15 protein-coding genes are annotated in these 14993 nt (G+C 60.7%); 4 read left to right on the top strand and 11 right to left on the bottom strand.

Annotated features, from left to right (window positions below):
* Positions 1-5: 5 nt before the first annotated feature.
* From ACTJJM_RS13785 to ACTJJM_RS13740, 10 genes are all read right to left on the bottom strand, one after another.
* Positions 6-1460 (bottom strand): glycosyltransferase family 4 protein, encoded by a 1455-nt coding sequence (locus ACTJJM_RS13785; RefSeq protein WP_160314093.1) that lies wholly within the window; start codon positions 1458-1460, stop codon positions 6-8.
* Positions 1457-2179 carry a glycosyltransferase family 2 protein gene (locus tag ACTJJM_RS13780; RefSeq protein WP_049455373.1) on the bottom strand — a complete coding sequence of 241 codons (723 nt, stop codon included), beginning with the start codon at positions 2177-2179 and terminating at the stop codon, positions 1457-1459. The genes ACTJJM_RS13785 and ACTJJM_RS13780 overlap by 4 nt, the downstream gene beginning before the upstream one ends.
* A gap of 17 nt (positions 2180-2196) precedes the next feature.
* Positions 2197-3207 carry a UDP-glucose 4-epimerase GalE gene (galE, locus tag ACTJJM_RS13775; RefSeq protein WP_049455372.1) on the bottom strand — a complete coding sequence of 337 codons (1011 nt, stop codon included), beginning with the start codon at positions 3205-3207 and terminating at the stop codon, positions 2197-2199.
* A 79-nt stretch (positions 3208-3286) separates the two neighbouring features.
* Entirely contained in the window at positions 3287-4774 is a 1488-nt protein-coding gene (locus tag ACTJJM_RS13770; RefSeq protein WP_152906429.1) for a glucosyltransferase domain-containing protein, read from the bottom strand.
* The gene (gene rffA, locus ACTJJM_RS13765; protein ID WP_049455370.1) at positions 4771-5904 is read right to left on the bottom strand and encodes a dTDP-4-amino-4,6-dideoxygalactose transaminase; all 1134 of its coding nucleotides are present in this window, start codon (positions 5902-5904) and stop codon (positions 4771-4773) included. Before rffA ends, ACTJJM_RS13770 begins: the two co-directional genes overlap by 4 nt.
* Positions 5905-5932: 28 nt before the next feature.
* On the bottom strand, positions 5933-6316 hold the full coding sequence (locus ACTJJM_RS13760; protein WP_224328944.1) for a hypothetical protein: 384 nt from the start codon (positions 6314-6316) through the stop codon (positions 5933-5935).
* Positions 6313-7068: a GNAT family N-acetyltransferase gene (locus ACTJJM_RS13755; RefSeq protein ID WP_049455369.1), complete on the bottom strand. Its 756-nt coding sequence runs from the start codon at positions 7066-7068 to the stop codon at positions 6313-6315. The genes ACTJJM_RS13760 and ACTJJM_RS13755 overlap by 4 nt, the downstream gene beginning before the upstream one ends.
* Positions 7061-8044, bottom strand: coding sequence for a glycosyltransferase family 2 protein (locus ACTJJM_RS13750; RefSeq protein WP_049455368.1), 984 nt, complete (start codon positions 8042-8044; stop codon positions 7061-7063). The genes ACTJJM_RS13755 and ACTJJM_RS13750 overlap by 8 nt, the downstream gene beginning before the upstream one ends.
* Positions 8045-8158: 114 nt before the next feature.
* The gene (locus ACTJJM_RS13745) at positions 8159-9097 is read right to left on the bottom strand and encodes an electron transfer flavoprotein subunit alpha/FixB family protein (protein WP_049455367.1); all 939 of its coding nucleotides are present in this window, start codon (positions 9095-9097) and stop codon (positions 8159-8161) included.
* Positions 9097-9843: an electron transfer flavoprotein subunit beta/FixA family protein gene (locus tag ACTJJM_RS13740; RefSeq protein WP_012509979.1), complete on the bottom strand. Its 747-nt coding sequence runs from the start codon at positions 9841-9843 to the stop codon at positions 9097-9099. Before ACTJJM_RS13740 ends, ACTJJM_RS13745 begins: the two co-directional genes overlap by 1 nt.
* A gap of 262 nt (positions 9844-10105) precedes the next feature.
* On the opposite strand from ACTJJM_RS13740, the gene rfbB reads away from it, so the two are divergent.
* The 4 genes from rfbB to rfbD are packed head-to-tail and all read left to right on the top strand — an operon-like array spanning position 10106 to position 13507.
* Positions 10106-11161, top strand: coding sequence for a dTDP-glucose 4,6-dehydratase (rfbB, locus tag ACTJJM_RS13735; RefSeq protein ID WP_049455366.1), 1056 nt, complete (start codon positions 10106-10108; stop codon positions 11159-11161).
* 14 nt (positions 11162-11175) lie between these two features.
* Positions 11176-12063, top strand: coding sequence for a glucose-1-phosphate thymidylyltransferase RfbA (gene rfbA, locus ACTJJM_RS13730; RefSeq protein WP_049455365.1), 888 nt, complete (start codon positions 11176-11178; stop codon positions 12061-12063).
* On the top strand, positions 12060-12617 hold the full coding sequence (gene rfbC / locus ACTJJM_RS13725; RefSeq protein ID WP_049455364.1) for a dTDP-4-dehydrorhamnose 3,5-epimerase: 558 nt from the start codon (positions 12060-12062) through the stop codon (positions 12615-12617). Before rfbA ends, rfbC begins: the two co-directional genes overlap by 4 nt.
* A complete protein-coding gene (rfbD, locus tag ACTJJM_RS13720; protein WP_049455363.1) occupies positions 12614-13507 on the top strand; it encodes a dTDP-4-dehydrorhamnose reductase in 894 nt (297 codons plus the stop codon). The genes rfbC and rfbD overlap by 4 nt, the downstream gene beginning before the upstream one ends.
* Before the next feature lie 75 nt (positions 13508-13582).
* Here rfbD and ACTJJM_RS13715 read toward each other — a convergent pair whose 3' ends face one another.
* Positions 13583-14986, bottom strand: coding sequence for a mannose-1-phosphate guanylyltransferase/mannose-6-phosphate isomerase (locus ACTJJM_RS13715; protein WP_049455362.1), 1404 nt, complete (start codon positions 14984-14986; stop codon positions 13583-13585).
* Between the last annotated feature and the right edge of the window lie 7 nt (positions 14987-14993).

Raw genomic sequence — 14993 nt, 5'->3', positions numbered from 1 at the left:
TGGTATCAGGCGTTCGCGTAACCCTCGATTCTGCACATATCCCGCGCGAACGCCTCCCAAGTGAATGTTGCGACCTGCAGGTTTTGCATGCAAAGACGTTGCTGGCGGACTTGGTTATCCGACAACTGCTCAATGTCCTTCACGTAATCCAGTGCAGTAGCGCGAGTGCCCAGCAGCGATTGCGCGGGTACAAGATCTCTGATGCCGCCAACATCGGGCGCTACGATCGGGAGGCCTGCGGCTGCGGCCTCCAGCAGAACGTTGGGAAGGCCGTCCCAGGCAGTCGTATAGACGTAAGCCCGATGCTGCGGCAAAACGATATCTTGAAAGCGGTCAAATGGACCGTGCAGGGTTACGTTGTCCAGTCGGGTGAGCGCAGCCAGATGCGGATCGTCCGCCGATAGTGCGGTTCCATGAACGTCCCAGTGGACATCCTTGAGCATGGTAGCGATGTCAACCAGAAGATCAGGTCGCTTCTGCCGCTCAAGACGGCTTGCCCACAGGACGCGCTTGCCTGGCTGCAGCGTGAAGCTTGGCGCATTGTCCATCGACGGAGCGGGGAAGTGCACAACCCGAAAAAGGTCACGGCGAATACCAAGCTGCTGACACCAGCTTTCAGGCGAGGCGCTGTTGTCAGTGATGACTGCGTCCAGCCATTGTGAAGTGGTCGGGAGGTGCTGCTGTGCAAGGCCCTGTGCGCGGCCGCTCTCTGCCAACTCGTCGCAGTAGAGTGAAACGAAGATACGGGTTCTTTGGCGAATAGCTAGTCCAAATCGCTCCAGCATTCTCCATGCGGAATGGGAGTTGATGATATGGATCCGGGATGGTGCCAGCTGAAGAATCAATCGTGCAAGAACGATTTCCCGCTCTTGCATTGCAGTGCTTAGTCCGCGAAATTCTTTCCCCGCATCAATGTACAGTGAAGCTCTCGGCAGGCGATCTGCCCAAGGGGAGTCTCCATCTTCAGTGGCAAGGACCAATGTTCGATGCCCCAGCTCACCACTGCAGAGTCTGGCATGGTACAGCGCAGCCAGATCCGCCCCGCCACGCTTCAGCCATGGTACGAATAGAATGGTGTCGAAACGTCGGCTTCCAATCAGATCCAGGATTCGCTGATAGGCCTTGCCCGCCTGTGTCCAATGGGTGGGTGCGTAGCGCGCCTGCGGGTGCGAGCCTAGGAATTCGCCGGGCGATAGCAGTGGATCTACCTGCAGTGAGAGATTCTCCATGTCTTCAACTGCCCACTGGGGCAGCGTCCGAAGCGCTGCCACGGGTTCGCGTAGGCTCCTGCGATCCAGTACGTGGTCTGCCGAGACTGGCCATTTCGCCGATGGATGGATACGCTTGCCCAGGCTCAGGAGTTGCGAGATCAGCTTGCGCTGGATGTGATCGGGTAGCCGTGAGAGTAGCTGCCGGTCCAGCAGGTGATAGGCCCGACGGGCAAAGGATCGTGAAATCATGGACGGGGGGCGAACAACTGGGTGGGGGCGATCAACGCGCGGTTGCTGGCGTGCGCTTGGTTCAATGAGCCGACCTTCTTCTTGCGTACATAATGCACGGTCCGTTCCGCGATCAGGTGGGGGTGGCCTAGCGAGAGTGTCTGGCAGTTCCAATGCCAGTCTTCGAAGCCGAATCCTGATTCGCCTGGGCGGGAGAGGGTATATGGGGTCTGGAGATAAATACTCCTGGCAGCGAAGCTGCATGCATTCCAAGGGTTGGTTACCAGCATGCAGTCGGAGTCAAAGCCGTAGGCGTCACTTCCTGTTTGCCACCAAATGCCCTGCTCAGCATCGAAAGTAACAATCAACTCGGGGTGAATAATGGAGTTCTCATTTCCTGCTGCGGTTTCCAAGCAGCGGATGACAAAGTCCGCGGAAAGATAGTCATCACCATCACATATCAGAACCCAGTGGCCAGCTACAGATTCAATTGCCTTGTTCCGCGAAACCCCCAGATCACCGCACTCCAGCTCTAGTACTTTATCGATCAAGCCGGCATGGTGATGCCAGGTGATCACGCGTGCCGTTTCAGCGTCGGCGTGGTCAAGGGTGGCGACGACTTCCACCGAAATGCCGTGCTCCGCTGCGGCAAGCTTGCAACGAAGCAATGACAGCAAGGACTTGTGCGCCAGCAGACCTTCCCTGTGGAATGTGATGACTGCCGAGACCTCAGGTTTCATTGGAACGCTCCCGCAAATCAGGCTGGACCCCGGTCGTTGTGAACCTGCCAGCGCCATGCATCAACACACATCTGGTCCAAGCTCCGCTCCGCGGTCCAGCCCAAAAGACCGTGGGCGAGGGATGGGTCGGCAAAGCAACTGGCTGCATCTCCAGGCCGCCGCGCCACGACACGGAACGGTACGCTTCGGCCGCTTGCGCGTTCAAACGCGGCAACGACGTCCAAGACGCTGTATCCCTTGCCTGTACCAAGATTGACTGTAAGACTCTGATTCATTTCCGTGATGTAGTCCAGCGCGCGCACATGGGCTGCCGCCAGATCCATGACATGGATGTAATCACGCACGCCGGTGCCGTCATGTGTTTCGTAGTCGTCGCCGAATACTTGAAGGTACTCGCGCTGCCCGAAGGCAACCTGGGAAACATACGGCATCAGGTTATTGGGCGTTCCAGTCGGAGCTTCGCCTATGAGACCGGATGGATGTGCGCCTACGGGATTGAAGTAACGAAGCGTGGCTACCCGGAATTTCGGATCAGAAGCCGCCTTATCAGCTAGCAACTGTTCGCAGATGAGTTTGGTTCGGCCGTACGGATTGGTCGTTCGGGTCGCTGCTGATTCTGGTATCGGGCAGAAGTCCGGGTCACCATAAACCGTTGCAGAAGAGCTGAAGACAAAGTTTCGTACACCAGTGCCCTCCATCGCCTGCAGGAGAGTAATTGTTCCCGAGATGTTGTTGTCGAAATAATCAAGCGGGCGCTTCCAAGATTCGCCGACTGACTTGAGCGCGGCGAAATGGATTACCGCGTCGATCTGGTGATCCTGCAGGACAGTACGAAGAGTGGATCCGTCGCGTACATCGCCCTCGATGAATACAGGTGGTTTTCCTGTGATCGTTTTGATCGCCTCCAGCGTTCCTTTCTGGCTATTGTCCAGGTTGTCGAGGATGGTTACCTCATTCCCGCGCGCTAGTAGATCGACGCAAGTATGGGAGCCAATAAAACCAAGGCCGCCAGTTACAAGGATATTCATCTTTATATATACCTGGAAAGTTCTGCAAATTCTAGGATTGCAGATTGCACTGAACGGTGAAAGTCCAAGATTGCTGTGACTATTGAATCATGCAGACGAGGATACTGCCGTCTGCTTGCTTTGACACCGATGCTCGCGACGGCCATGCGGCGATCCCGTTGCACATCTCTTTTTTTGTTCCACGGATATCCAATTTTTCCCCCGTCGACACGGCAAACAGTCCGGGCAGTGACCAATCATAGAGGAAGGCGGATTCATTGATGCCTTCGCCTGTCATCGATTGGGTTCTGGTGTGGGCGGGCCATCCTGCCGCAATCTGTAGGCGCGGAATGCCGTCAAACTCCAATGCGCGCGTGTAGATTGCGGTAGCGGTCCGTTGATCCCATTGTGTTACAAGTAACTGCTGATAGAACAGGGTTGACCCGATGGCGCAGAAGGCGAACACAAGTGGAATCAATGAAGCCAATATCAACCTGCCAAACGGAAGGCGAATTCCTGCCCAAACCATACTGATGAAGAGGGCAAAACAGAGGCCCGCCGGCGAAAAGGTGCGGGGAACATGCCCCCCCCAGGAAAGAGCAAGCGGGCTTACTGTGGCCAGCAGGCCGGCCCCTAGAAAAAGCGCTGCCGAGAGTGCTCTGAACCAGTCGCGGACTAAGCAGAACAAGAACATCGACAGCAACCCAATGCCCAAAAGAATCTTGAGCCACAAGGCCATGATCGGCTCGCCTCGAAGCAGTATCCCGTAAGCCAAACTTAGTCCGGAGTGGAGTGTGTTGGCGACTCCGCCTTGAAGATGGGGTGTATAGGTTTCCGATGCGCCTACGCCCAGGATGCTTCGTAGGATGCTGCTGGTTATAAGATAAACGGTGGTGCTTAGGAGCAGCGTGGCTAGAACAAATACGACGCCGTACAGAGCCTGGGGCCATTCGCCTTTCCGCTGCTTGACCTCGCACATCATGGTGACGGCCCATGCCCCGGCCGCGATGGCATACAGGATTAGAATCGCTTGGTTGGCGTGGCTACATACGACCAAGACAAGCAAACTCAGCGCGAATTTTATGCCTGTCTTCAACTGGGTTGTCAGAATGAGCAGGGCAAAGAACAGGGACAAATAGACGAACGCATGTGTGATCGCACTCATGCGGAACAGGAAGTACGAGGTCAGGTAAGGATGGGTTGCTGCGAAAACGGCTGCGACGTAATGGACAAAATTGTTGCGCTCACTCACACGGGTTAGCGAAACGGCCGCTGCAATTGCCAGTGAGATCGAGCTGAATGCAAGCAATGACGTGAAGAATGAGATGCTGGTAAGCGAAAGCCCAGTTACGTCCACGCTTTGGGTAAGCAGGGACAGCACCACCCTTCCCTGAGAGACGAAGTTCTCCAGGTTTCCCGCAGCATCACCTTGGAAGGCAAAGGCGTAGTCGTCGGGCGCCATTCCCGGAAGTAGTGTCGCGCCTTTGCTTAGCAGGTTGCCCACAAGGGCGGTGAGAAAGAGCAGCCAGAAGCTTCTTTGGAGAAGCAGGCCGCTTGCGCTGCTGGGAAGAGAAGGAGGATGGATCACTGAGTGACCTGCATTGCTTGCTCCGCCGCCTCAGTTACAAGGTCGAGTTGCTCCTCAAGACCCAGCCACAGCGGAAGACGGACCAGTCTGTTGCTGATGTCGTCCGTAACATCAAGATTGCCAGACGTGCGGCCGAGCTGCTCTCCCGCAGGCGAAGAATGCAGGGGTATGTAGTGAAATACCGTCTGCACTCCGCTTTCCTTCATGCTGAAAATGAATTTCGTACGTGCTTCCAGACTGGGAAGAAGTAAGTAGTACATGTGTGCGTTGTGAACACATTCTTCCGGAACTATCGGGCGGCGTAGCGCACCCGCTGCCTCATGTGGCGCTGCCCATGCATGATAGCGGTCCCATATCGCGAGGCGTCGAGACGTAATGTCCTCTGCTTCATTCAGTTGGGCATTCAAGAATGCTGCGATGATCTCCCCGGGAAGATAGGAGGAGCCAACGTCGACCCAAGTGTATTTGTCGACTTGACCGCGGAAGAAGCGACTCCGGTTTGTGCCCTTCTCACGGATGATTTCCGCACGCTCGCCGAACTCGGTGTCACGGCACAGTAGAGCGCCGCCTTCGCCGGAAATGACATTCTTGGTCTCGTGGAAACTAAACGCCCCGAGCTCGCCAATTGTTCCCAATGCGCGCCCCTTGTAACTGGACATGATTCCTTGGGCCGCATCTTCCACAACAGCTACGCCGTGTCGTTGAGCGATTTGGACGATGGTATCCATTTCACAGGCGACACCGGCGTAGTGGACCACACAGATTGCTCGCGTGCGTGAAGTGATGGCCGCTTCGATCAGGGCTTCGTCGATGTTGAGAGTGTCGCTCCGTATGTCGACGAATACCGGCACCGCACCACGCAGTGCGAAGGCATTAGCCGTCGACACGAAGGTGAATGAGGGCATGATCACTTCATCGCCGGGTTCAAGGTCCAGCAGAAGAGCGGCCATTTCCAGTGCTGCAGTGCACGAGTGGGTGAGCAGGGCACTCGCAGCGCCTGTGCGTTCTCGCAACCACTGGTGGCACTTCTTCGTAAACGGACCGTCTCCCGAAAGGTGGCCATTGGCATGCGCCTGGCTGATCATCGGGAGTTCCTTGCCAGTCATGAACGGGCGATTGAACGGAATCATGAGGTCTCTTCGGTCTGAACAGTTGAGATCAGCCTTGGCTGATGAAGATCAGGCCGACAATAACGGTTGCCAGCCCGACCGCTTTATACACGGTGAAAACTTCGCCAAACAGGGGGATAGCGGCGACGCAGACGATCAGGAAGTTTAGTGCCATGAATGGATAGGCACGACTAAGTTCCAGTCGCGAAACCGCCAGCATCCAGCAAAGGGATGCTGCGAACGCCGCGACAAAGGCAGAAATCACCCAGGGCTGCAGGAGTAACTGGATGACAGGAGGAAGTTTCCCTAGTAGTCCGGTCGTTGTAGCTTGGTATGAACTCGCCTGCCATTTGATGACGAGCTGACCATAGCTGGTCAGCAGAATCGTTGCGGCGACCATGAACCAGGGGAAGAAGGGAGTTGTGGAGTTCACGGCTTGCTCCGCTTTGCAGCCAGGCGGCGGTCGATATGAAACGTATCGTAAGCTCTCGCCAGCAACAGACCGGCGCGCGCCCATTGTCTCTGCACGGTGTAGTTCCATATCTGGGTGGAGATACTCAGGCGCGCTAAGCCCGCTCCTGCATAGTGGTGCAGCAGGTGACGCAGCAGCGTGCCGTAGTGACCTCGTCGCTCGAAAGCGGGGTGGACTGCATTGAGTACGATCTCCACGCCACCGTCCTGGACATCGCAGGTAGCGAAGCCAGCGGCAACGTCGCCGTCGAACACCAGCCAGGTATCGCTGGTTGTGTTGGACGGGTCGGCACGGCTCTGGGCCCACTCGATGTATCCGTCCAGAATCTGTGCAGCGGGCAATAGCGGATTGGCCGCATAGTGGGCCCGGTAGTTCTGGAAGCCTGCGGAGGCGATGCCGCGGATTGCCTCAAGGTCGTCCAACTGCGCGCGGCGAACGTTGGGAGCCGCGTTTCCTGCGGAAGCTGGCAGCCGCACTTCATAGTAGACAAGGGTGTCAGCGTGGAGCAGTACTTCGCCATGCTGGATGAGCGCATTGGGGACCTCGTTGCTGCCCGCTGGAAAGCGGGCAATGATGAGGTCGGCCGGGGAGGCCATAATGGCCTCGACCATGGGCGCCGCAGGCGTATCGATCCCGAGGTTCGCGCGCTCGACGTGGATCGCGAATCGATTCGAGTCCAAGGGCGAGTAATTGAGCAAGGACTGTTCAGGCATTGTCGTTGCTCCAGGAGTCATACCAGATCAGGTACTGCGGGCGTCTCTTGGTTTCGTTGTGCATGCGACCGACGTAAAGGCCGACCACCCCAATGCTTGCCATGAGGAAGCTTCCCACCAGCCAGACCGAAGCAAGGATACTGGTGAATCCCGCAACTCGAATATCGCCCATCAGATAGCGGTACACGGCGAACGCCGCAACGCAGAGGCCCACTCCGGCGAGTGCGAACGAAGCCGACATTACCAATCTCAGCGGTTTGTCCGAGAATGAAAGGGCGATCCGGGTCGCCATCTGCAGCAGCTTGCTTAGCGTGTAACTGCTCTTGCCCACGGTGCGCTCCCCGTGTACCACGGGGGTACGGACCGTCCGAAAGCCCGTCCATCTGGCAAGCAGAGGAAGGAATCTGTCCGTTTCCGGCATCGCATTCATCGCGTCGATGACTTTGCGGCTGTAGGCGCCGAAGTTGGCGGTGCTCGGATCGTAATTGGTATCGGTCAACCAGCCCAAAGTACGGTAGAAGGTGCGCGAGCCTGCCTGCTTGAACCAGGTGTCCTGACGTTCGATGCGTTGTCCGAGGACGATCTCGACATCTTCCTTAAGCTCGGCCAGAAGCGTGGGAATCTCCTCAGGTATATCCTGCAGGTCACAGTCCATCACAATCATGGCCCTGCCTCGGGCTCGTGCGATTCCAGCGCTTATCGCGGCGTGTTGCCCAAAGTTCCGTGAAAGCTTGAGCCCTCGTACCTCGGCATGGAGTTGAGACAACTCCAGGATGCGTTCCCATGCCTGGTCTGGGCTGTTGTCGTCGACGAAGATGATTTCGACTGTTCTGCTCTCATTCTTGACCGCAGCCAGGACCCTTTCGGTCAGCTCTTCCAGGCAGCTTGAGCATCCGTAGACCGGAATGACCACGGATACGTCCGGGACGAATGAGAAATCCCGAGACGGTGCCTGATTCAGGACGGTCTTTGACATGGGCTTTGACGGTTGCGGAGACACGCTGGTAAGGGGTCCAATGGCCGGAGCGGGAAGAGCATCGGCCGCACTAGGCGGCCGATGCAGCAAAGCCTACTATTTCACAACGTAACCTTACAGCGCCTGTTCCAGCTCCGGCAGGATCGTAAACAGATCCCCCACCAGGCCGATATCGGCAATCTCGAAGATCGGCGCATCGCCGTCCTTGTTGATCGCCACGATCGTGCCGGCGTCCTTGATGCCGGTCAGGTGCTGGATGGCACCGCTGATACCCACGGCCACGTACAGTTCCGGCGCGATGATCTTGCCGGTCTGGCCGACCTGCAGGTCGCTGGGCACGTAGCCGGCATCGACCGCGGCGCGCGAGGCACCGACGGCGGCACCGAGCTTGTCGGCCAGCTGGAAGATGACCTTGAAGTTCTCTTCCGAACCGACACCACGGCCACCGGAGACCACGCGCTTGGCGCTCTGCAGGTCCGGGCGGTCGCTGGCGCCAGCGGCGAGGCCGACGAAGCGGGTGTGGGTCGGCAGGGCAGCATCGACGCTGGCCGCTTCGATGGCGGCGCTGCCGCCCTGGGCAGCTTCCGGCCACGAGGCGGCACGCACGGTGGCGACCACGATCTGGTCGGCCGGGGCGTCCACGGTGATGATCACGTTGCCGGCGTAGATCGGGCGCTTGAAGGTGTGGCTGCCTTCGACGCTCATCAGGTCGGAGACCTGGTTGACGCCGAGCAGGGCGGCCACACACGGCATCAGGTCCTTGCCGAAGGTGGTCGACGGGCCGAACACGTGGCTGTAACCCTTGGCCAGCTGCGCGATCTGCGGCGCCAGCACCTGGGCGATGGCCTGCGCGTTGGCGGCATTGGCCACGGTCAGGACCTTGGCGACGCCGGTGATCTTCGCGGCCTCGGCGGCGACGGCGGCCGGATCGGCGGCCAGCACCAGCACGTCGATGCTGGCACCGCCGATGGCGGCAGCGGCGCTCACGGTCTTGGCGGTGGCGGCGTTGAGCTTGCCGTCATGGTGCTCGGCGATGACGAGAATCTTGCTCATTACAGCAACCCCTTCTGCTTGAGTGCGGCCACCAGTTCGGCCGCGTCCTTGACCATCACACCCTTGCTGCGCTTGGACGGCGCGGCGTACTGGGTGGTCTTGAAGGTGTCGGCGGCTTCAACGCCGAGGTCGGCCAGCTGCAGGGTTTCCAGCGGCTTGGCCTTGGCCTTCATGATGTCCGGCAGCTTGATGAAGCGCGGCTCGTTCAGGCGCAGATCGGTGGTGACCACGGCCGGCAGGTCCACTTCCAGCGTTTCCAGGCCGGCGTCGACTTCGCGGGTCACCGTGGCCTTGCCATCGGCAATCTCCAGCTTGCTAGCGAAGGTCGCCTGCGGGCGGCCCCACAGCGTGGCCAGCATCTGGCCGGTCTGGTTGGCGTCGTCGTCAATGGCCTGCTTGCCGAGGATCACCAGGTCAGGCTGTTCCTTCTCGATCAGCTTGAGCAGGGTGCGCGACGCAGTCAGCGGCTGGATGGCCTGGTCTGTGACGACGTGAATGGCACGGTTGGCGCCCATGGCCAGACCGTTGCGCAGGTGCGCCTGGGCATCGGCCGGGGCGATGGTGGCGACCACCACTTCGCTGGCAATGCCCTTGTCGCGCAGTCGCAGGGCTTCTTCCAGGGCGATTTCGTCGAAGGGGTTGGGGGACAGCTTGACGCCGTCGGTGACCACGCCGGAACCGTCCGGCTTGACCTGAATGCGGACGTTGTAGTCCACCACGCGCTTGTACGCGACGAGGATTTTCATCTGGTACGGGGTCCTTCAGTAACAGGGAGAACGTCCGGTCCTGCAACAGCAACCGGTTCGGGGGTGGGACCCCGATTCTAGCTGGCTTGGGGTGACCATGCGAATGCGTATGGTTATGTTGCGGCGCCGCAAGAATGGACCTCCGCGAGCTCGTGTTCACGTCACGCAGGCGGTCGTGAAGGCCATCGGGATGTATCCTGTCACGCTGCGCTGGGGCGCCCGTGGGCGCTCCTTGGATGAGTTTCGATCAGGAGAACAGGTAGTGCCCACATGGCTTGTCACCGGCGGCGCCGGATTCATTGGCGGTAACTTCGTTCTCGAGGCGGTCGCGCGCGGCGTCAAGGTCATCAACCTCGATGTGCTGACCTACGCCGGCAACCTGAAGACCCTGTCCAGCCTGGACGGCAACCCCAACCACCTGTTCGTGCAGGGCGATATCGGCGACCAGGCCCTGATCGCGAACCTGCTGGCCGAACACCGGCCGGACGCCGTGGTGAACTTCGCCGCCGAAAGCCACGTTGACCGCTCCATCGATGGTCCCGGCGCCTTCATCCAGACCAACGTGGTGGGCACCCTGGGCCTGCTGGAAGCGGTCCGTGACTACTGGAAGGCGCTGCCGGCCGAACAGGGCGAGGTGTTCCGCTTCCTGCACGTGTCCACCGACGAGGTGTACGGCACCCTGGGCGAGACCGGCAAGTTCAGCGAAACCACCCCGTACGCCCCGAATTCGCCGTACTCGGCGTCGAAGGCCGCTTCGGACCACCTGGTCCGTGCCTTCCACCACACCTACGGGCTGCCGGTACTGACCACCAACTGCTCCAACAACTACGGCCCGTACCACTTCCCCGAGAAGCTGATCCCGCTGGTGATCGCCAAGGCGCTGGCTGGCGAGCCGCTGCCGGTGTACGGCGACGGCAAGCAGGTGCGCGACTGGCTGTTCGTGTCCGACCACTGCGAAGCGATCCGCACCGTGCTGGCCAAGGGCCAGGTCGGCGAGACCTACAACGTCGGCGGGAATTCGGAAAAGCAGAACATCGAAGTGGTGCAGGCGATCTGCGCACTGCTGGACCAGCGCCGCCCGCGTGCGGATGGACAGCCGCGCAGCAGCCAGATCACCTACGTCACCGACCGCCCCGGCCATGACCGCCGCTATGCGATCGATGCCTCCAAGCTGAAGAACGACCTGGGCTGGGAACCGGCCTACACCTTCGAGCAGGGCATCACGTTCACCGTCGACTGGTACCTGGACAACCAGGAATGGGTCAACGGCGTGCTGGATGGCAGCTACCGCCTGCAGCGCATCGGCACTGCCGCCTGAGGCCGGGAGAGAACATGACGCAACGCAAGGGCATCATCCTGGCCGGCGGTTCCGGCACCCGGCTGTATCCGATCACCAAGGGCGTCAGCAAGCAGCTGTTGCCGGTGTACGACAAGCCGATGATCTACTACCCGCTCAGCGTGCTGATGCTGGCGGGCATCAGCGAAGTGTTGATCATCAATACCCCGCACGAACAGGCGCTGTTCCAGCAGCTGCTGGGCGACGGTTCGCAATGGGGCATGGACATCCAGTACGCGGTGCAGCCGAGTCCGGATGGCCTGGCCCAGGCTTACCTGATCGGCCGCGACTTCGTTGCCGGCAAGCCGAGCTGCCTGGTGCTGGGCGACAACATCTTCCACGGCCACGGCCTGCGCGAGGTGCTCAAGCGTGCAGACGAACGCGTGCACGGCTCGACCGTGTTCGGCTACTGGGTGAATGATCCGGAGCGCTACGGCGTGGCCGAGTTCGACCAGCGCGGCAAGGTGATCGATCTGGTGGAGAAGCCTGAAAAACCGCGCTCCAACTATGCGGTGACCGGCCTGTACTTCTATGACGGCAAGGCCAGCGATTACGCGGCCGAACTGAAGCCGTCGCCGCGTGGTGAGCTGGAGATCACCGATCTCAACAAGCGCTACCTGGAAGAAGGCAATCTTCACCTGGAAGCGCTCGGCCGTGGCTATGCGTGGCTGGATACCGGCACTCACCAGTCGCTGCTGGAAGCCTCCAACTTCATCGAGACCATCCAGACCCGCCAGGGCCTGCAGGTCTGCTGCCCGGAAGAAATCGCGTTCGGCCGAGGCTGGATCAATGCCGAGCAGCTGGAGGCGCTGGCTGCGCCGTTGATCAAGAATGGCTACGGCCAGTACCTGCACACGCTCGCCCAGCGTGGAGTCGTTCCGTGAAAGTAATTGAAACCAAGTTGCCCGGCTGCGCGGTGATCGAGCCGGCTGTGTTCGGCGATGCCCGCGGTTACTTCTTTGAAACCTGGAATGCCGAGCGTTTCGCCGCGCTGGGCCTGCCGGATCGTTTCGTGCAGAGCAACGTGTCCACCTCGGCGCAGGGCGTGCTGCGTGGCCTGCATTACCAGTGGCCGCGCCCGCAGGGCAAGCTGGTCAGCGTGCTCGAAGGCGAGGTCTATGACGTGGCCGTGGACATCCGCCGCGGCTCGCTGACCTTCGGCCAGTGGGAAGCGGTGGTGCTGAGCGCTGAAAACAGGAAGCAGTTCTGGATTCCGGAAGGCTTCGCGCATGGGTTTGCCGTGCTCTCCGAACGTGCAATGTTCAGCTATCTGTGCACGGACGTCTACGTCAAGGAAGCGGATGCAGGTATCCGCTGGAATGACGCCGATATTGCGGTGGACTGGCCGGTGAGTGCACCGACCTTGTCGGCCAAGGACGAGAACGCGCCGTTCCTGAAGGACATCGCTGAAGATCGCTTGCCGGTCTACGTGCCATGACCGTTCTGGTGTTCGGTGGCAACGGCCAGGTTGGCCAGGAGCTGCTGCGCGCGCTGGCGTCGCTGGGTGAAGTGGTTGCCACCACCCGCAGTGGTCAGCTGCCTGATGGCAGCGCCTGCGAGGTGGCTGATTTCGGCCAGCCCGACAGCCTGCCGGCATTGCTGGATCGCCTGCAGCCATCGGTGGTGGTCAACGCGGCCGCGTACACGGCAGTCGATCGCGCCGAGCAGGATGCCGAGGCGGCCTTCGCCGCCAACGCGCAGGCGCCGGGCGTGATCGCGCGCTGGTGCACGGCCCATGGCGTGCCCTTGGTGCATTACTCCACCGACTATGTGTTCGACGGCCAGGGCAGTGCGCCCTACCGCGAAGACGAGCCGACCGCGCCGCTGGGCGTCTATGGCACCAGCAAGCGCGATGGTGAGGATGCAGTGCGTTTGGCCGGTGGCCGCCACCTGATCTTCCGCACGGCGTGGGTCTATGCCTCACATGGCGCCAATTTCCTGCGCACCATGCTGCGCGTGGGAGCAGAACGCGAACAGTTGCGGGTGGTGGCCGACCAGATCGGCACGCCAACACCGGCAGCGCTGATTGCCGATGTCACTGCGCAGGTGCTGCAGCATCCGGGCCACTTGTCGGGAATCTGGCATCTGACCGCCAGTGGCCAGACCAGCTGGCATGGGTTTGCCGAGGCGATCTTCGCCGAAGCGCTGGCTACCGGCGTGCTGGCGAAGGTGCCGGCCGTCGAGGCGATTCCCAGTTCCGAGTATCCGACGCCGGCCAAGCGCCCGGCCTGGTCGGTGTTGGACAACCGCAAGCTGCAGCAGGATTTCGGCATCGTGCTGCCGACCTGGCAGGACGGGTTGAAGCGGGTGATGGCGGAGATTGCCTGACCGGGTAGGCGACGTGCCGACCAACGGTCGGCACCCACCCCGACCGACGGTCGGCACTCGCTGCAGGGTGTCGGGTCAACTGCGCCCGTACGTGTCCTCGAACCGCACGATGTCATCCTCGCCCAGGTAGCTGCCCGACTGTACTTCGATCAGTTCCAGCGGCAGTTTTCCGGGGTTGCGCAGGCGATGCGTCACGCCCAGCGGGATGTAGGTGCTCTGGTTCTCGCTGAGCAGGATCACTTCGTCGCCGCGGGTCACTTCAGCGGTGCCGCTGACCACGATCCAGTGCTCGGCGCGATGGTGATGCATCTGCAGGCTGAGCGTGCCGCCGGGCTTGACCGTGATGCGCTTGACCTGGAAACGCTCGCCGTTATCGATTGAATCGTAGGCGCCCCACGGGCGGTAGACCTTGCGATGCCAGGTGGCCTCGCTGCGGCCTTCGGCTTTCAGCTGCGCCACCACGGTCTTGACCTCCTGCATGCGATCGGCCTTGCCGACCAGCACTGCATCGTCCGTCTCGACCACGATCACATCGTCCAGGCCGACCAGTGCTACCAGACGCTGTGCATAGGAATAGGTGTTGCGGCAGTCGATGGCGATCACATCACCCTGGTGCGCATTGCCATCACCGTCCTGCTGCGAGACATCGCGCAGGGCGGTCCACGAGCCGACATCGTTCCAGCCGGCGTCCAGCGGAATCACCACGGCGTCTGCGGTTTTTTCCATCACCGCGTAGTCGATGGAGTCGGAAGGAACCGCAGCGAAGGCGTCCTTGTCCAGACGGGTGAAATCCGAATCGCGACGGGCCTGCTGCCAGGCCTGGCGGCTGCCGGCCAGCATGTCGGGCTGGAAGTGCTCCAGTTCCTGCAGGTAGCGCGAGGCCTTGAACAGGAACATGCCGCTGTTCCAGTAATACTGGCCGCTGCTGACGTAACCGGTGGCGGTCTCAAGGTCGGGCTTTTCGACAAAGCGCTCGACCGCACGCAGGCCCTGCCCATCGGCGGCCTTGATATAGCCGTAGCCGGTTTCCGGACCGCTCGGCACGATGCCGAAGGTCACCAGCTTGCCGGCCTCGGCAGCGCTGGCTGCAGCCTGCACGACAGTGCGGAACGCGGCCTCATCGGTGATCACATGGTCCGAGGGCAGCACCAGCAGCAGCGCATCGGCGCCATCGCGGGTGGCCTCCAGGGCTGCGACCGCGATCGCCGGCGCCGTATTGCGGCCAACCGGCTCCAGGATGATGCCAGCCGGCTCGGCGCCGACCTGCTGCAACTGCTCGGCAGCGACGAAGCGGTGCTCCTCGTTGGCGATCACCAGCGGGCCATGCGCGGCGATGGGAGCGACGCGCTGCCAGGTGGCCTGCAGCATCGTCAGCTCGCTGGCCAACGGCAGGAACTGCTTCGGATACGCCTCGCGCGAAAGCGGCCACAGGCGGGTACCGGAACCACCGGAGAGGATGACAGGCTGGATGTTGCTCATGATCTTC

It is taken from the genome of Stenotrophomonas sp. 22692 (assembly GCF_052045015.1).
Taxonomy (GTDB): Bacteria; Pseudomonadota; Gammaproteobacteria; order Xanthomonadales; family Xanthomonadaceae; genus Stenotrophomonas; species Stenotrophomonas geniculata.
This window is presented reverse-complemented; position numbering and strand designations above follow the sequence as displayed.